Annotated in this window: 16 protein-coding genes and 3 tRNA genes; 9 read left to right on the top strand and 10 right to left on the bottom strand. The window is 72.5% G+C overall.

Features of this window, described 5'->3' with window-relative positions; translation table 11 throughout:
• Positions 1-35: 35 nt before the first annotated feature.
• The 9 genes from B1H50_RS01930 to B1H50_RS01890 all read right to left on the bottom strand — a co-directional run bounded on the left by B1H50_RS01930 (position 36) and on the right by B1H50_RS01890 (position 8,337).
• The gene (locus tag B1H50_RS01930; RefSeq protein WP_080462117.1) at positions 36-503 is read right to left on the bottom strand and encodes a DUF3806 domain-containing protein; all 468 of its coding nucleotides are present in this window, start codon (positions 501-503) and stop codon (positions 36-38) included.
• 290 nt (positions 504-793) lie between these two features.
• The gene (locus tag B1H50_RS01925; RefSeq protein WP_080462116.1) at positions 794-1,030 is read right to left on the bottom strand and encodes a DUF3073 domain-containing protein; all 237 of its coding nucleotides are present in this window, start codon (positions 1,028-1,030) and stop codon (positions 794-796) included.
• 188 nt (positions 1,031-1,218) lie between these two features.
• Positions 1,219-1,560, bottom strand: coding sequence for a DUF3618 domain-containing protein (locus B1H50_RS01920; RefSeq protein WP_080462115.1), 342 nt, complete (start codon positions 1,558-1,560; stop codon positions 1,219-1,221).
• Between the two features lie 11 nt (positions 1,561-1,571).
• Positions 1,572-2,213, bottom strand: coding sequence for a hypothetical protein (locus tag B1H50_RS09595; RefSeq protein WP_143231746.1), 642 nt, complete (start codon positions 2,211-2,213; stop codon positions 1,572-1,574).
• The gene (locus B1H50_RS01910) at positions 2,210-2,692 is read right to left on the bottom strand and encodes a phage holin family protein (protein WP_080462113.1); all 483 of its coding nucleotides are present in this window, start codon (positions 2,690-2,692) and stop codon (positions 2,210-2,212) included. Before B1H50_RS01910 ends, B1H50_RS09595 begins: the two co-directional genes overlap by 4 nt.
• A gap of 150 nt (positions 2,693-2,842) precedes the next feature.
• Positions 2,843-4,579 carry an ABC transporter ATP-binding protein gene (locus B1H50_RS01905; RefSeq protein WP_080462112.1) on the bottom strand — a complete coding sequence of 579 codons (1,737 nt, stop codon included), beginning with the start codon at positions 4,577-4,579 and terminating at the stop codon, positions 2,843-2,845.
• The gene (locus B1H50_RS01900; protein WP_080462111.1) at positions 4,579-6,531 is read right to left on the bottom strand and encodes an ABC transporter transmembrane domain-containing protein; all 1,953 of its coding nucleotides are present in this window, start codon (positions 6,529-6,531) and stop codon (positions 4,579-4,581) included. The genes B1H50_RS01905 and B1H50_RS01900 overlap by 1 nt, the downstream gene beginning before the upstream one ends.
• Positions 6,532-6,603: 72 nt before the next feature.
• Complete coding sequence (locus tag B1H50_RS01895) at positions 6,604-7,887, bottom strand: glycoside hydrolase family 3 N-terminal domain-containing protein (protein ID WP_080462110.1); 1,284 nt, start codon at positions 7,885-7,887, stop codon at positions 6,604-6,606.
• A 60-nt stretch (positions 7,888-7,947) separates the two neighbouring features.
• Positions 7,948-8,337 carry a metallopeptidase family protein gene (locus B1H50_RS01890; RefSeq protein WP_081172287.1) on the bottom strand — a complete coding sequence of 130 codons (390 nt, stop codon included), beginning with the start codon at positions 8,335-8,337 and terminating at the stop codon, positions 7,948-7,950.
• A gap of 129 nt (positions 8,338-8,466) precedes the next feature.
• Between B1H50_RS01890 and B1H50_RS01885 the strand changes: the two genes are divergently transcribed.
• The 9 genes from B1H50_RS01885 to B1H50_RS01845 all read left to right on the top strand — a co-directional run bounded on the left by B1H50_RS01885 (position 8,467) and on the right by B1H50_RS01845 (position 15,036).
• Positions 8,467-8,539 (top strand) — tRNA-Glu (locus B1H50_RS01885).
• A 52-nt stretch (positions 8,540-8,591) separates the two neighbouring features.
• Positions 8,592-8,665 (top strand) — tRNA-Asp (locus B1H50_RS01880).
• A gap of 49 nt (positions 8,666-8,714) precedes the next feature.
• Positions 8,715-8,787: transfer RNA gene (locus B1H50_RS01875), tRNA-Phe, on the top strand.
• 173 nt (positions 8,788-8,960) lie between these two features.
• Positions 8,961-10,259 (top strand): mechanosensitive ion channel family protein, encoded by a 1,299-nt coding sequence (locus B1H50_RS01870; protein ID WP_080462109.1) that lies wholly within the window; start codon positions 8,961-8,963, stop codon positions 10,257-10,259.
• A gap of 121 nt (positions 10,260-10,380) precedes the next feature.
• Positions 10,381-10,884 (top strand): peptide-methionine (R)-S-oxide reductase MsrB, encoded by a 504-nt coding sequence (msrB, locus tag B1H50_RS01865; protein ID WP_167370994.1) that lies wholly within the window; start codon positions 10,381-10,383, stop codon positions 10,882-10,884.
• 11 nt (positions 10,885-10,895) lie between these two features.
• A complete protein-coding gene (locus B1H50_RS01860) occupies positions 10,896-11,864 on the top strand; it encodes an endonuclease/exonuclease/phosphatase family protein (RefSeq protein WP_080462108.1) in 969 nt (322 codons plus the stop codon).
• Between the two features lie 29 nt (positions 11,865-11,893).
• The gene (locus B1H50_RS01855) at positions 11,894-12,850 is read left to right on the top strand and encodes an AEC family transporter (protein WP_080462107.1); all 957 of its coding nucleotides are present in this window, start codon (positions 11,894-11,896) and stop codon (positions 12,848-12,850) included.
• Between the two features lie 45 nt (positions 12,851-12,895).
• The gene (locus B1H50_RS01850) at positions 12,896-13,294 is read left to right on the top strand and encodes a DMT family transporter (RefSeq protein ID WP_229657843.1); all 399 of its coding nucleotides are present in this window, start codon (positions 12,896-12,898) and stop codon (positions 13,292-13,294) included.
• Between the two features lie 284 nt (positions 13,295-13,578).
• Positions 13,579-15,036, top strand: coding sequence for a DEAD/DEAH box helicase (locus B1H50_RS01845; RefSeq protein WP_080462106.1), 1,458 nt, complete (start codon positions 13,579-13,581; stop codon positions 15,034-15,036).
• Positions 15,037-15,082: 46 nt separating this feature from the next.
• Here the strand turns inward: B1H50_RS01845 and B1H50_RS01840 are convergent, their stop codons facing one another.
• Positions 15,083-15,514, bottom strand: a complete 432-nt coding sequence (locus tag B1H50_RS01840; RefSeq protein WP_080462105.1) for a MarR family winged helix-turn-helix transcriptional regulator — start codon at positions 15,512-15,514, stop codon at positions 15,083-15,085.
• Positions 15,515-15,629: the final 115 nt, after the last annotated feature.

Below are 15,629 nucleotides of genomic sequence, written 5' to 3'. Positions count from 1 at the left end.
CGTCGAGAGTCCTGTGTGGGGCGGGGCGCCCCCGGCTAGGCGGTGGCCTCGGCGCGCCGGCGCCGCTCAATGGCCCGGCGGGCGCCTTCCACGTAGTCGGCCAGGTCCCCCTCGCTCTGCCCCGTCCAGCGCTTGGCGACGGCGTTGATGGGGAACAGGGTGATCTGGCCGGGATCGCCGACCACCGCGGCATCGGTCCCGTACTCGTCGGTCACCAGGGCCCAGGAGAGGCCGCACTGGTTGACGAGCATCTGGCCCAGGGCGGCGCCGATCATGGAGACGGTCGGGTTCGGGTCCTCCCGCTCCTCGGGGGCGACCGACGACCACGCGGCGCGCTCGGCCACAAGGAACTCCTGGAGCGCGGCTGGTGACGTCATGAGCCCGGCCTGGTCGGCCTGGGACACGAGCATGTCGATCCACGCGGTCTCAGCCTCGTTGAGAGGGCTGATCTGGGGCGCGGAGGCACCGCACTCGCTGGGCTGAGCTTCGTCCTTGCGTGCCATCGACAGTGTCTCCCTTCGTCGAGATGAGCTCTCAGCCGACGCGGCCCGTCCGGCAGGGCATGAGGCGCGGGCGCACCGGCTCGGAGCGCCCGCATGAGAGCGGGCGACAACTCTTGAGCTGTTCAAGAGCGGGTCAACCGTAGGGTGACGAACCTGGGAGCGCGGTGGGGGCTGCGTGAGCACTGACAGGGAGAACGCCCCGGCGCCACCGCCCGGGGACTGCCGGGGGCGGCGCGCCGTTCAGTGGAGCGCCCGCGAGGACGCGGCGGGGCAGGGCGCCAGCGGCGGCCTCAGCGGCGTCGAGTGCCGTGGGTGGGCGCCGTCTCGCTGGGGGCATCCCACTCGGCGTCCTCGTCCGGGATGTCGTACTTGGAGGCGAGCGCTTCGTAATCGATCTGGTCGTCGGCCTCAGGACCCGATGCGGTGGAGAGCTCGCGCTCGAGCGCCGCGTAATCGGTCTCCGGGCTGAAGTACTTGAGCTTGCGGGCGACCTTGGTCGCCTTGGCCTTCTGACGGCCGCGCCCCATAGGCTCGACCCCCTCCAACGTGTCTCTGAGCGCGCTCAAGGCGCGCGCGTGCATGGGCTAATGTGTCGTGAGGCAACCGTACATCGTCACCGAGCATGAGCACCATTCGGCGCTCGGAGGGCGGGACTGGCGTGGCTGTTGGGATTTCCGGGCCCCGCCGGCGCGGGCCCGATCGCCGGGAATCCGGGTCAATGGCGCAGCAGGCGCCCCAGTGCAACGGCCGCGGCGATGGTGCCGCCGGTCACCGCCGCGACGGTCGCGGTGGAGCGGATCGCCTCGGCGTCCCCGGCCCTGGCGCGGTGCAGGGTCCCGGAGACGCGGTCCCTCAGGGATTCGGCCCGCTCGCGCAGGCCCGAGGCGGTCTCCTGCGCCCGCTCCTTGAGCTCCTCGCCCGCGGCACGCGCCTGGACCCTGGGGTCCACGCGGGCCGCCAACTCGTCGACGCTGCCCGCCAGGGCCTCGCGCTGCGCGCGCAGTCGGGCCTCGATCTCCTCGGGGGTCGGCGCCGCCGACCCACTCTGCTCGCTCATAGGTGCTCCTGTTACTCCGCTGGGAAGGCCTGGCGCCGGTCCGCTCGGGCGAGCCTGGCAAGACTGGCGACGCCGCCGCCGGCCAGGGCGATACCGGCCAGAGAGACGACCCCCAGGGCGAGGGGATCGCCATCGGCCGCGTCATCGAGGAAGCGCTTGACGCGCATGGCGGCGCTCTTCGCGGCCTGGGTGGGGGAGTCGTGCCGGTGGGCGGCGACGAAGGAGCGCGCCTGGGCGCCGGCCTCCTCGGCGTAGCCGCGCGCGGCGGTCACGGCGGCCGATGCCCTCCGACTCACGACGGCCTTGACGGCGGCGGGCGCCAGGCGCTCGCCCAAGGCCTCGGCGTCGGCGGCCAGGGCGGCGCGGCGGGCATTGAGCGCCACCTGGATCTCCTCGGGGCTCGACGGCGCGGACGGCGCCTCGGGCCGGGTGGGGGCGCCCTCCGCCGCATCGGAGCGGGGCGCGTGCGCCCGAGGGGCGGCGGGGTGCGGCGGCATCGGCGGGACCGCCGAGGGCATGGGCCGGTCGGGCCACGACGCCGTGACCCGCGCTGCGGGGGGTGCGGGGGGCGTCGACCGCGCGGTCGCTCCCGGCGCTCCCGCGGCTTCCGACCGGCCGCCGGGCATGATGCCGTAATCGGGCTGGGCGCTCATAGCGCCTCGCCTCCCTTCCTCAGGCCGGAGGCGACGGCGGACTTCACGGTCTCCGCACTGGAGCGCAGGCCCTCCTGGGGCGCCGGGACGTCACTGCGGCCCTTCTTGAGGCGCTTGACGCCCAGGAGCGCCAGGATCGCGACGATGATGAACAGGACGAGCGCCACGATGAGGTAGCCGGCCCACAAAGGCAGCGCGAGCGCCAGCAGGTGCACGATCCCCCCCAGGAGGATCCCGAGGGCGAACAGCGCGAGGACGCCCGCCGCGCCGAGAAGCGCCGCGCCGAGCCCCAGGTTCGTGACCATGCGCTTGCCCTTGGCCTTGGCCAGGTCGATCTCCCCCTGGATGAGGCCGGAGATGTTCTCCGAGATCCGGGCGATGAGCTCGCCGATCGTCGGCTGGGGGCCGCGCGCGCCGCCCTGGCTGTAGGAGCCGGGGGCGCCTGGCAGTGGCGGCGGCGTGGTGGGAGTCTCGCTCATGGTTGACCCTCCTGGTCGGATGCGCGGTCGGGCGCGGTGCGCGAATGCTCCACACAGGATGTCATACCGCGCGGCGCGGTGCGCGACGCGTGCACGCATGGGCGCCGCGCCGCCGCGCCGAGGGGGAAAGGGTCCATCGTCCTTAGTCCTTCAGGAGCGGCTCCAGGTTTCCCACAGGGAGGCGTACTCCCCGCCGAGCGCCACGAGCTCGTCATGCGTGCCCAGCTCGGTGATCCTGCCCTCCATGACCACGGCGATCCGGTCGGCGTCGTGGGCGGTCGACAGCCGGTGGGCGATCTCGATGACCGTGCGCCCGGCCAGTGCGGTGGACAGCGCGCGCTCCAGGCGCCGGGCCGCGCCGGGGTCCAGCAGGGAGGTCGCCTCATCGAGGATGAGGGTGTGCGGGTCGAGCAGGACCAGCCGCGCCAGGGCCACCTCCTGGGCCTGGGCCGGCGTGAGCGCCAGGTTGCCCGAGCCGACGCGCGTGCCCATCCCGTCGGGAAGGGAATCCACCCAGGCATCGGCCCCGATGGAGGTCAGCGCCCGGCGCAGGGTGTCGTCGTCGGCGTCCGGGCGCGCCAGGCGAAGGTTGTCCGCGATCGAGCCGACGAACACGTGGTGCTCCTGCGTCACGAGGGCCACGTGCCCGCGCAGCTCGGTCTCGGTCAGGTCGGTCAGGCTCACCCCGCCGACGGTCACTGTCCCCGAGGTCGGCGGGTTGATGCCCGCGAGCATCCGCCCCAGTGTTGACTTGCCCGATCCGGACGGGCCGACGACGGCGAGTCTCTCCCCGGGCACGAGCTCCAGGCAGATGCCGTGGAGCACCTCGACGCCCTCGCGGTAGGCGAAGCGGACGTCGTCGAGCACGATCCGCTTGCCCCGGGGGACCTCGCCGGTGGGGGTGCGGTCCGGCGGGACCTCCTCCACCCCCATGATCCGCGACAGCGCCGCCTGGGTCACCTGCAGCAGGTCGATCCAGAACATGAGCTGGCCGATCGGCTTGCGGATCTCCATGGCGTACAGCGCCACCGTGGTGATCTCCCCCAGGCCCACCCAGCCGCGTGAGGCCAGGAATCCGCCCCACAGCAGGACTACGACCACCGGGGCGCGCCAGGCGATGTCGAGAATGAGGAACATGACCAGGCGCAGGCGCGCGGCCAGCTCCTCCAGGCTCCAGGCCTCGGCGATATCGGCCCGCAGGGCCGCCTCACGGCGCGCCCCCAGGGCCAGGGCATCCACGGTCTCGGCGTGCTCGACGGTCTCCGAGACCGTCCCATTCAGGCGCGCGACGGCGGCCAGGTCCGCCCGGTAGACCGGCACCGCGCGGCGCAGGTACCAGCGCATCGTCAGCCACACGGGCGGCGCGATGACGCCCAGGGCCAGGGCGAGCAGCCAATCGGCGGTGAAGGCGGCCAGGACCGTGAAGACGATCGTCACCACGCACACCATGATCTGGGGGATCCCCACCCTCACGAGGAACTCGATGCGGGAGATGTCGTTGGTGGTGCGGCCCACGAGGTCCCCGGTGCCCGCGGACTCGACGGCGGACAGGGGCAGGTGGACCACCCGCGTCATCATCCGCTCGCGCAGGTCGGCGAACACCGACTCGCCCAGAGTGCGCGCGTGCATCTGCGCGTAGCGGTTGGTGAGCGCCCCCAGCAGCGTGACGACGACGATCGCCCCCACGACGCCGTCCGCGTAGGAGGCGCTCGCGGTTCCCTGCGAGACGCGGGTGACGAGCCGGCCCAGCAGCTGCGGGGCGACGAGCGTGGCCAGGACCGCGGCGATCTGGAGGGCCAGGACGCCGGCGAAGCGCCAGCGGTAGGCGGAGATGATGCCCAGCGCCTTGCGCATGGCGACGCGACCGGGAGCCAGGGGGAGCGCCATCAGCGATCGACCCCCCTGATGGGCTCGGACGCCGCGGCGGGAGCCGCGTCCGCGCCGCCCGCGTCGTTGCCGTCGGGAGCGTCCTCAGAGCCGGTGGCTCGGGCGACGATCCGCCGGTAGGCCAGTGCGGACTCATCGCCTGCCCTCGCGCGCGAGAGCATCTCGCGGTGGGTGGCCCGAGCGCGCTCGCGGCCATCCTCGCCCAGGAGGACGACCTCATCGCAGACTGCCAGGACCAGCGGCGACTCGGTGGCCACCACCGTGGTGCGCCCGGCGCGCGCCGAGCGGATCCGCTGGGCCACCCGCGCCTCGGTATGGGAGTCGAGGGCGGAGGTCGGGGAGATGAGCACGAGGGCGGGCGCCTCGGTGAGCAGGGCGCGGGCCAGGGCGACCCTCTGGCGCTGCCCGCCGGACAGGGAGCGCCCCTTCTCCGTGATCATCCCGGCGAGGCCGGCGTGCAGGGAGGTGAGGATGTCGTTCGCGTCGGCGGCCTCCAGGGCGGCCAGGAGCCGGTTGTCGCCATCGGCCTGGCGTGGTTGCGGGCGGACCTGCTGGTCGACGTCGGCCACCCCGGCCCTCCGGGCCTCCGCCGCGGCGAGCTCGGCCGGGCCCACGGGAACAGGGTCGGGGGCGTCCCGCCCGGAAAGGGCCTGGCGCAGCGTCCCGGTGAAGAGCTGGGCCTCGGCCCCCGCCACGACGATGCTCGCGCGCGCCCGGGCCAGTCCCATCTCCCGCAGGTCGACGCCGTCCAGGGTGACGGGGGAGGCGCCGTCGTCGAAGCGCCCCAGGCGGGTGGCCAGGGCGGCGGAGATATCCGGGTTGGGGGCGACGATCGCCGTCATGAGCCCGGGGGCGAAGCGGGCCCCGGAGGCGGTGTCGTGGATCTGGCCGGTCACGGGCTCGGCGGAGCGCATGTCGCGCTCCAGGTGCTGGCGCTCGGCGGTGGTCCCGGCGGTGGGGGCGGTCTCGAGGAGCCGGCGCAGGCGGCGCACGCCCACCACGGCGCGCGTGTACTCCTGGACGGAGGAGGAGAAAACCATGAGGGGCCAGGACAGGTAAGCGGTGTAGCCGTAGAAGGTGATGAGCTCCCCGGCGGTGATCTCCTCCTCGATGGCCAGCCTGGCCGCGGCCCACACGATGGCGGCCACGAACAGCCCTGGGAGGAGGACCTGCAGGCTCATGAGGATCGATTGGGTTCCGGCGACCTGCACGCCCCGGCGCCGCAGCTCCTGAGAGGCCTGCCGGTAGCGGTCGGCGAAGACCTCCTCCCCGCCGATGCCGCGCAGGATCCGCAATCCGGCGACGGTGTCGGTGGTGATCGTGGTGACCTCGGACTGCGCCTCGCGCTGGCGCGACTGGCGCGACTGGAGGGGCTTGATGACGAGGGTGACAATCCACGCCGTCAGCGGCATCCCGATGATGACGATCGTGCCCAGCAGTGGGGAGGTGCGCAGCATGAGCACGGCGACGACCGCGAAGGAGACCGCCGCCCCGATGACCGGGACCGCGCGCTGGAAGAAGGTGCCGATGGAGTCCGAGTCCGAGGCGACGATCGAGGAGACCTCGCCTGAGGAGGTCTGGCGGTCCAGGGCGGCGCCGGTCGTGGTCACCTGGCGGCCGACGAGGCGGTCGATGTCGAAGGAGATGCGCAGGCGCACGAGGGTGGAGAAGTAGGACAGCATCGTGTCCCCGACGGCGTAGACGCAGAACAGGGCGAGCAGGCCCAGGGCGAGGGCCCAGATGCGCGGCGTCAGGCCGTACTCGATCCCCGAGTCGAGGGCGGCGCCGAGGAACGCCGGGACGATCGCCTGGATGACATTGGCGACGATGGAGGCCGCGCAGGCGACGGCGAAGGGGGCTGCGGCGCGCCGCAGCAGCCAGGCCAGGACGGCGCGGGTGGAGCGCGTGGGCGGTGTGGCCAGCGGCGCGTCCGGTACGGGCAGGAATCGCATGATCCTCCGAGCCTAGCTGTCACCCCGTCCCCATGACCCGCCCTCCCCTGAGAGCGAGATAGTGGCTCCTGGTCATCCGCCCTGCTTGGCGCTCTTGAGTGCCAGGATCCGCCGGGCCGACTCGTCGATCCGCGCCGCCAATGCCGGATCGGACTGCGCTGCCGAGACGAGCGCTGTCGCCATGGCGGCCGCCACCGAGGCATCGGCCGAGGCCAGGACGAGGTCGCAGCCCGCGCTCACGGCTTTCAGCGCGCGCTCGCCCGCTCCCCAGCCCTGCACCTGGACGGCGGCCGAGACGTCATCGGTGATGATGACGCCGGTGAAGCCCATCTCGGTGCGCAGCATGTCCGTGACGATCGTGGAGGAGAAGATGGCGGGCGCGCCGGCGTCGATCTGCGAATAGTAGGCGGAGGAGACCATGATGACCTCGGCGCCGCCCGCGATCGCGTCCCTGAAGATCGCGACGGCGGGGTCCCCGCTGCGCGTAGTCACCGAGTCGGTGACACCGGAGGCGGTGTCCGTGTTCTCCTTGACCCGGCCCAGTCCGGGGAAGTGCTTGAAGGTGGGGATGACGCCGGCGGCGCGCATCCCCTCGGCGAAGGCCCTCGCCTGGGAACTCACCGTGGCGGCGTCGTGGCCGTACTCGCGGTGCCACTGGCCGATGGGGGCGTTGGAGGTGGGGGCGGCGATGTCGACGAGGTCGGCGACCGGCGCCAGGTTCATCGTGACCCCGGCGCTCGCGAGCTCCTGGCCCCAGGCCGTGGCGGAGGCGACCAGTTGCTCGCGCGACTGCCCCGCCTGCTCGGCGCCCGATGGGATGGAGGAGAACCCGGGCCCGGACAGGACCTGAACATCCCCTCCCTCCTGGTCGGTGGCCACGAGCATAGCGGCGCCGTGGGTGGAGGACTCGGTGAGCCCGGTGAACACTGAGACGGTCCGACCGATCTCGGTCGCTGAGGCGGACGAGCGGCCGGACAGGAAGATATTGCCCGCATGGTGGGCGGTCACGGCGTCCTTGGCGGCCTGCGAGGGGGTGGTGGCGTTCACGCCCACCATGAGGAGCTGGCCGACCTTCTCCTCCAGGGACCAGCCCGCGAGCGGGTCGTCGGGGGTTGTCGTCCCCGACGGCGCGGCGGCCGGCTCCTGGGCGGGCGACGTCGTCTCGGCGGGGGAGGGAGCGTCTGACGGGCTGTGCTCGGGCGCTGCCGTCGCGGGGTCCGAGGGGCCCTCGCCGCAGGCGGCCAGGCCCGCTGTTCCGAGCAGGGCGGCCAAGAGCATGGGGCGTCGGCCCACGCGCTTCCATCCCGCTGAGCAGGTACGTGCCGCGGGGGCGGGGCGCGGGTCGAGGGACGTCATGCCCAGGACCCTAGAGGATGGCGTCGGGATGGGGCAGTGGGCGACAGCGAGCGGCGGGGCTCACTGCCAGCCGAGCTCGTGGAGGCGCTCGTCGGAGATGCCGAAATGGTGGGCGATCTCGTGGATGACGGTCACGGCGATTTCCTCGACCAGCTCCTCGCGGCTGTTGCACCAGCGCTCCAGGGGGCCGGAGAAGATGAGGATGCGGTCCGGCAGGGCCCCGGACCAGCCCTCGTCGCGCTCGGTCAGGGGGACGCCGTCGTAGTAGCCCAGGAGCGTGGGCAGGCCGTCGTCATCGTAGTCCTCGTGCGTGAGGAGCTCGGCGTCGGGTTCGGCCTCGATGATGATGGCGGCGTTGTCGATCTGGTCGAGGAGGGCGTCGGGGATGAGGCCGAGTCCGGCGTCGACGGCGTCCTCGAACTCCTCGGCGGTCAGGTGGGCTGGTGCCATGGCGCCCATGGTGTCATGTCGCTATTCCGCCGTGGTGAGGCGACTCACGCTCAGCCGATTTGCGCGAGCTCATCGGCGCCGCCTAAGGTTCTACCTGGTTCGAGGCGCGGCGACGCCAAGGGCATCTGGGCCCCCATCGTCTAGCGGCCTAGGACCCCGCCCTTTCACGGCGGTAGCACGGGTTCGAATCCCGTTGGGGGTACGGCTCGTGCGAGTGGAAGAACTCGAATAGAGTCCGGCTTCGTGCCGCACGAGGCCTCGTGGCGCAGTTGGTTAGCGCGCCGCCCTGTCACGGCGGAGGTCGCGGGTTCAAGTCCCGTCGAGGTCGCGGAAGGGTCGGCCCGATCAGATGATGATCGGGCCGATCGCATCCCGACGGCTCTGTAGCTCAGTTGGTAGAGCGTTCGACTGAAAATCGAAAGGTCACCGGATCGACGCCGGTCGGAGCCACGGCGACAGCCCCTGGAACTCACAAGGCTCCAGGGGTTTCGCGCATTCTCATGCATTCGCGAGCCCGTGCCACGGGCGGTGGCGGCAGTCGGTGCGACGCCGGAGGGCCCATCGGCCATCCTCCATCGATCCTCTCATGAGGCGACCCCGATCCTCCTCAGTACGCTGTACTCATGACTACGCCGCCGGTTCCCTCCCCAACCCCTGTCCCCAGTCCGTCGGCCACCCCCATCCCCTCGGCCCCTCTCGACCCCTCGGCCGCACCCACCCCGAGCGCCACCGCCACCCCCGGGACCGTCGAGGCCGCCGTCGAGACCACCTTCAATGTGGCGGCCCTCGCCGGGGCCGGCCTGCTGTTCGCTCTGGTGGGAGCGCTCACCGCCGTCGCCATCGTCTTCGCCCTGCGCATCATGGCGCGGCGCCGCAGCTACTACACGCATTTCGTCAAGCACTGCCGCACGCCGCTGGTCATCCTGGGGAGCGCCCTGGGCGGCTACTTCGGCTGCCGGTTCGCCGCCGGGGACGGTGATGCGCCCGCGTGGACCGGCGATGCCCTCCACATCCTGTTCATCGGCGTCATCGCGGCGTCGACCCTCCTCGTCGTCTCCCTGACCAAGGCCGTCGAGGCGCTCGTCGTCGAGGGGGTGCGCGCCCGCGGCGAGCCCGGGCGCACCAACCGGGTGACGACCCAGGCCCAGATCCTGCGGCGCGTCGCCAAGGCCATCATCATCATCTGCGGGCTGGTCGGCGTCATCATGACCTTCCCCGCCGCCCGGGTCGCCATGGGATCCCTCCTGGCCTCCGCGGGCATCCTCTCGGTGGTCATGGGTCTCGCCGCCCAGTCCGCCCTCAGCAATGTCTTCGCCGGCATCCAGTTGGCCAGCACCGATGCCATGAGGGTGGGGGACACCGTCGTCGTCCAGAAGGATCAACAGGGCGTCATCGAGGAGATCACGCTGACCTACGTGGTCATGCGGACCTGGGACGACCGCCGCCTCATCCTCCCCTCCACGCACTTCACCCAGAACCCCTTCGAGAACTGGTCGCGCCGCTCCGCCCAGTACACGGGCTCGGTGGACCTCGCTCTCGACTGGCGCGCGCCCATCGAGGCGATCCGGGCCCAGCTCGCGCATGTCGTCGCCGGGACACCGCTGTGGGACGGGCGCCTGGCCTCCCTCTCCGTCCTCGACACCTCCACCGCGACGGTCATGCTGCGCATCGCCGTCTCCGGGCGCAACCCCACCGACGTCGCCAATCTGCGCGCCCATGTGCGTGAGGAGATCCTCGTCTGGTTGCAGCGCGAGGCCCCTGAGGCCCTGCCGCGCACCCGTATCCGCATCGAGACGGCCCAGGGCGCGTCCGCCGTCGCCGACCTGGAGGGGCCCGGTGTCGAGGGCCCGGGCCAGGACGACGGCGGATCGGATGATTCGGAGCCGACGGCCTCCGCGGATGGCGCGGTTCCCGGATCGTGAAAACAGCGCCGTCGGGCTCGCGCTATCGGCGCGGGCGGGCAACCATGGGCCCGTGAGCACCACGAGCAATCCGACCACGCCAGCACCAGACCGCACTCCTGCCGAGGAGGCCGGAACCGACATCCCCCGCCTGGACCCGGCGGCCATCGCCCGCACCGACGCCCAGTGGCGCGCCCTCCTGGACCCCATGGAGTACCACGTGCTGCGCGAGGCCGGCACCGAGCGGGCCTTCACCGGCGCCCTCCTGGATGAGAAGCGCGTCGGCATCTACCGGTGCCGGGGCTGCGGGGCAGAGCTCTTCCGCTCGACCACCAAGTTCGAGTCCGGATGCGGCTGGCCCTCCTTCTACGACCCCGCCGACTCCCAGGCGGTCACCCTCCTGCGCGACACCTCCCACGGCATGGTTCGCACCGAGGTTCGCTGCGCCGCCTGCGATTCCCACCTCGGCCACGTCTTCGACGACGCCCCTCACACGCCCACCGGCCAGCGCTACTGCATGAACTCCGTGAGCCTCACCTTCGAGGCCGACGGTGGTTCCTCCGATGGCGATGACGGCGAGTCCGAGGCCGCTGCGGACGGGGACGCAGGACGGCGCCACTGGCTTCGACGCGTCGGGCGGGCATAGAGTCGGTCCTCGTGATCCGGGTGCTCAGCCTCAACCTCCAGCACTGCCTGCCCGGCGCCGGGGCCGAGCACGACAGCGGCACCGCCCCATTGGCGGGCGCCGATATCACCGACCCCGCCGCCGCACGGACCGTGCTGGAGGCGCTTGCCGGCCAGATCGCCGCGCTCGCCCCCGACATCGTCGCCCTCCAGGAGGTCGACATGCGCCAGAGGCGCTCCGGCGGTATCGACCAGGCCGGAGAGCTCGCCCACCTTCTCGGTTGGGAGCACCACCGCTTCGCCGCCGCCTGGGCCGGGCCCGTGGTCGGCATGCGGCGCCGCCCGCTGCGCTCGTCCCTGGAGCGCGCCTGGGACGATGTCCTCGCCCCCGTCCATCTGATCAGGGGCCGCGGGCCCGCCGGATTCGGCAACGCGATCCTGTCCCGCCTGCCCGTGCGCTCCTGGCACGTGCGCCGCCTCGGCAGGGGCCCGGCCACCCTCAGCCGACGGGGCGAGCGCGCCTGGAGCCCCCGCTCCTACCACCTCGAGACCTCCACCGCCCGCACCATGCTCGCCGCCCGGATCGATATCCCCGGGGATGGCGGGTTCGACTCGATCACCCTGGCCTCCACGCATCTGGCCACGCGCACCGGCATGGCCGCCCGGCAGCTCGCCGCCGCCTGGGCGACTCTGACCACCCTGCCCGGGCCGCGACTGCTGGCCGGAGATCTCAACATGGGGCCGGGCGGCGTCGCCGCCACCGGGGTGGCCCGCCCCCTGGGAGAGGGACCGACCTTCCCCGCCTGGGCGCCGCGCGAGCGCACCGACCACCTCCTCACCGATCCCTGGCCCATGAGCGCCGACGGGATGCCGGGCATGGACGCGCAGGCATCCTCACAGGCCCCGAGTGCGCCCCTCCTGCGCGCGGTCGCGTGGGGGACCCGCGCCTTCGTCGTCTCCGATCATGTGGGCGCCTGGGCCGACCTCGAGCCGGTCCCGTGAGCGCGCCGTGCTGAGACCGTGATGAGACGATGCTGAGGATCATCAGCGGACTGGCGATCTTCGCCGTTGTCATCACGATCGGGTGGGTCCTCGGGCGCACTGGCGCGCTCCCGCCCCGATCCGATCGCGTGCTCACCCGCCTGGCCTTCTTCGCCGCCACCCCCGCCCTCATGCTGACGACATTGGCGGGCGCCGACCTGGATGCCGTCGTCTCGGCCAGAGCGCTGGCCGCGATCATCGCCGAGCTGCTGACGATCGCCGGTGCCTGGGCAGTGCACCGGTGGGTACTGGGGCGCAACCCCGCCGACGCCCTCATCGGGGCGCTGGCCTCGGGCTATGTCAACGCGGCGAACCTGGGGATCCCGGTGGCGCTCCTCGTCGTCGGCGACGTGACACCGATCGCCCCGATCCTGCTGCTCCAGCTCATTGTCCTGACCCCGGGCTCCTTCGCGATCCTCGACGTCATCACCGGCAAGTCGGGCCGGACCGCCCTGCGGCGCGCCACCGCGCCACTGCGAAACCCGCTGCTCATCGGCGTGGTGACGGGAACCGTCCTCAACCTGGCCGGCTGGGAGCCGGCCGGGATCGCAGGAGGGAGCCCTGCCGAGGTCCTGGGCATGCTGGGCCGCATGGCGGTCCCCCTCATGATGCTCTCCCTGGGGCTGAGCCTGGCCGACTCGCAGCGCGAGCGCCGGATGGGGCCGCTCGGGAGGGTGACCGGTCCCGCTGGTCCGGCGCTGTGGTGCGCGGTGGGCTGGAAGCTGCTCGTCGCGCCGCTCCTCGCTCTCGCCGTCGGTGGCCTCATGGGACTGCGGGGCCAGGTGCTGCTCGTGCCCGTCACCACGGCCTGCCTGCCCACCGCGCAGAACATCTTCATGTATGCCTCGCGCTATGAGCGCGCCACCGACCTCGCTCGCGACACGGTCCTCTTGACCACGGCCGGATTCGCGCCGGTCGTCCTCCTGGCGGCGTCCATCCTGGGCTGAGGGGCGCTGGGAGCGGCGGCCTCCTTCGGCGTGTCCACGGCGACGATGACCGTCCTCTTCTACGCCTCGATCTCCGTGGCGGGCCTGGATATCTCCGATCCCGCCCATCGGGCGGGCGTGCTCCTGGCCCTGGCGGCGGGGCTCGACGCGCTCGCGGCGGGGATGGCGGCAGGCGCGCTGTTCTATACGCCCCTGGCGGCTCCGACGGCGTCTGGGGCCTACAGCTCAGCGGGGACGGCCCTGGCGGTGCTCTCGACGGTCATCCCCTGCGCCCTCGACCAGATCAACCTGGGGCGCCTGAGTGCTGACACGCTCAGCCTCCTGGCCTCCCCCATGCCGGCGACCTCGATGGCGTTGGGAATCGTCATGCTGCGCCAGATGCCCGATATCGGGGAACTCCCCGGCCTCGTCCTCGTCAGTCTCGCCGTCGCCGGGAGGTCCTGAGAGCAACGGATGACCGTCCTGAGGCTCCTGTACGAGGCGTGGCGGGCGCGACGGGCGTCACAGGCCTCGTCGGCTGCTGAGCGGCGCGGGTCATGGCGGGGCGGGCCCTGGGCCTGAGATGATGGCGCTCGGCCCGGCGGCATGCCGAGGCCAGGCTGGTGCCCCGGCTCCGGCGCCCCACGCCCCGTGAGGGCCGGCGACGCCGTCGACCCCCCGATACCGGCACCCCGCAGCGCTGCGCCCGCCCACCGGCGCGGCGCCGCCCCGATCCAGACAGGACCCCCGTGCCCGCCACCCGCAAGCGCCCCAGCGCGCCCGCCTCCTCCGCTTCGGCCTCCCGCCAGGCTCCCGCCCCTACTTTCGCCGACCTCGGCGTCGCCCCCGACCTCATCGCCGAACTCGCCGCGCGCGGCTTCGCCTCCCCCTTCCCCATCCAGTCCGCGACCCTGCCCGACACCCTCGCCGGCCGCGACGTCCTCGGCCGGGGGCGCACCGGCAGCGGCAAGACCCTCGCCTTCTCGCTGCCCCTTGTCCAGCGCCTGGCCGACGAGGACTGCGCTCGCGCCGGCCATCCCATCGGCCTCGTTCTGGCGCCCACCCGTGAACTCGCCCTCCAGATCACCGAGACCATCAAGCCGCTGGCCGCGGCACTCGACTTGACCGTCAACACGATCTTCGGCGGCGTCAACCAGAACCCCCAGGTCAAGGCGCTGCGCGCGGGAGTGGACATCGTCGTGGCCTGTCCCGGGCGGCTCCTCGACCTCATCGCCCAGGGCCGCTGCTCCTTGGATGAGGTCAGCATCACCGTCATCGATGAGGCCGACCATATGGCCGATCTCGGCTTCCTGCCCAGCGTGCGCCGCATCCTGCGCGCCACCCCCGCCGGCGGCCAGCGGATGCTCTTCTCCGCCACCCTCGACAACGGCGTCGACGCCATCGTCCGCGAGTTCCTCCACGACCCCCTCCAGCACGCCGTCGACCCCGCCTCCTCCCCGGTGACGGACATGGATCACCGGGTGTGGCTCCTGGCGGACAGGACCGCCAAGGACGGCGTCGTCACCCGCCTCGCCTCCGGCACCGGCCAGCGGATCCTCTTCACCCGCACCAAGCACCTCGCCCGCCGCCTGGCCCGCAAGCTCGTGAGCGCCGGCATCCCGGCCGTCGAGCTGCAGGGGAACATGAGCCAGGGCGCCCGAGAGAGGGCCATGGGGGCCTTCACCTCCGGGGCCGTGCGCGTCATGGTCGCCACGGACATCGCCGCCCGCGGCATCGACGTCAGCGGCGTCGAGCTCGTCGTCCATGTCGATCCGCCCGCCGAGCACAAGGCCTACCTGCACCGCTCGGGCCGCACCGCCCGCGCGGGCGCCTCGGGAACCGTGGTCACCCTCGTCCTGCCCGAGCAGCGCAAGGATGTCCAGGTGCTCCTCAAGAAGGCCCATATCAAGGCCGAGATGGAGCGCGTGCGCCCCGACGACGACGCCGTCACCGCACTTGTTGGCGAGCGGGCCGAGCGCGTGGCCGCCGAGGACATGCCCGACGGCGTCGCCATCAAGGGAGGCCGGCCCACCAGCGCCGGCGTCCAGGCGCCGGCCCGCGGCGCGCACGGCCGCAGGGCCGGTGGGTCCTCCCTCGCCGGATCCCGCCACGGGGCGCGTCATGGCGGGCGTCGCACCGGGGTCGGGCAGAAGGCGCAGCAAGGACAGAAGCATTCCTCGCACCGGGGCCGTCGCCCGGGGCGCTGACCTCCTCGCGACTGCCCGCCGCGGCCGCCCCGATCGGGCTGTGGGGTCAGGCGAGCCGCGCGGCCATGTCGTCGAGCGCGGACTTCAGGCGCTCCAGGTCCGCACGGGGCTGGGAGTAGAGCGCGGTCATCCTTCCGGGGATGGCGGCAGCCCGCTCTCGCAGGTCGCGGCCCGCGCTGGTGAGGGCGATGAGGCGGCGGCGCTCATCCGTGCGATCCCTGGCGCGAGTGATGAGGCCGGCCTCCTCCAGGCGGCGAAGCAGTGGTGTGAGGGTCCCGCTGTCAAGGCTGATCCTGCTGCCGATGTCATTGAGGCCCATCGGCTCGCCGCACTGCCAGAGCGCGAGCATGACGAGGTACTGGGGGTAGGTCAGGCCGATGTCCTTCAGGAGGGGGCGGTAGGCGCGGGTGATGGCCCGGCTGGCGCGGTAGAGCGAGAAGCACAGCTGGCGGTCGAGCGCGAGCGGATCGTGGGGCATGCCGTTGAAACTACCTCAGACAGATGAGTTGTGTGCAATTAAATTGTGCACTATATTGGCCTGGTGGCCGAGGGGCCGCCTCCTCGGAGTGCCGGGGCAGCAGGAGCAGTGAGCA

Source organism: Actinomyces gaoshouyii, from assembly GCF_002072175.1.
In the GTDB taxonomy this organism is placed as follows: domain Bacteria; phylum Actinomycetota; class Actinomycetes; order Actinomycetales; family Actinomycetaceae; genus Actinomyces; species Actinomyces gaoshouyii.
The sequence above is the reverse complement of the archived record's forward strand: the minus strand, read 5'-3'. Positions and strand labels throughout refer to the sequence as shown.

Bases quoted from the DNA above. Each gene is read 5' to 3' on its own strand.
- B1H50_RS01930 (WP_080462117.1), bottom strand. From the start codon at position 503: ATGGCACGCAAGGACGAAGCTCAGCCCAGCGAGTGCGGTGCCTCCGCG.
- B1H50_RS01925 (WP_080462116.1), bottom strand. From the start codon at position 1,030: ATGGGGCGCGGCCGTCAGAAGGCCAAGGCGACCAAGGTCGCCCGCAAG.
- B1H50_RS01920 (WP_080462115.1), bottom strand. From the start codon at position 1,560: ATGAGCGAGCAGAGTGGGTCGGCGGCGCCGACCCCCGAGGAGATCGAG.
- B1H50_RS09595 (WP_143231746.1), bottom strand. From the start codon at position 2,213: ATGAGCGCCCAGCCCGATTACGGCATCATGCCCGGCGGCCGGTCGGAA.
- B1H50_RS01910 (WP_080462113.1), bottom strand. From the start codon at position 2,692: ATGAGCGAGACTCCCACCACGCCGCCGCCACTGCCAGGCGCCCCCGGC.
- B1H50_RS01905 (WP_080462112.1), bottom strand. From the start codon at position 4,579: ATGGCGCTCCCCCTGGCTCCCGGTCGCGTCGCCATGCGCAAGGCGCTG.
- B1H50_RS01900 (WP_080462111.1), bottom strand. From the start codon at position 6,531: ATGCGATTCCTGCCCGTACCGGACGCGCCGCTGGCCACACCGCCCACG.
- B1H50_RS01895 (WP_080462110.1), bottom strand. From the start codon at position 7,887: ATGACGTCCCTCGACCCGCGCCCCGCCCCCGCGGCACGTACCTGCTCA.
- B1H50_RS01890 (WP_081172287.1), bottom strand. From the start codon at position 8,337: ATGGCACCAGCCCACCTGACCGCCGAGGAGTTCGAGGACGCCGTCGAC.
- B1H50_RS01870 (WP_080462109.1), top strand. From the start codon at position 8,961: ATGACTACGCCGCCGGTTCCCTCCCCAACCCCTGTCCCCAGTCCGTCG.
- B1H50_RS01855 (WP_080462107.1), top strand. From the start codon at position 11,894: ATGCTGAGGATCATCAGCGGACTGGCGATCTTCGCCGTTGTCATCACG.
- B1H50_RS01850 (WP_229657843.1), top strand. From the start codon at position 12,896: ATGACCGTCCTCTTCTACGCCTCGATCTCCGTGGCGGGCCTGGATATC.
- B1H50_RS01840 (WP_080462105.1), bottom strand. From the start codon at position 15,514: ATGCCCCACGATCCGCTCGCGCTCGACCGCCAGCTGTGCTTCTCGCTC.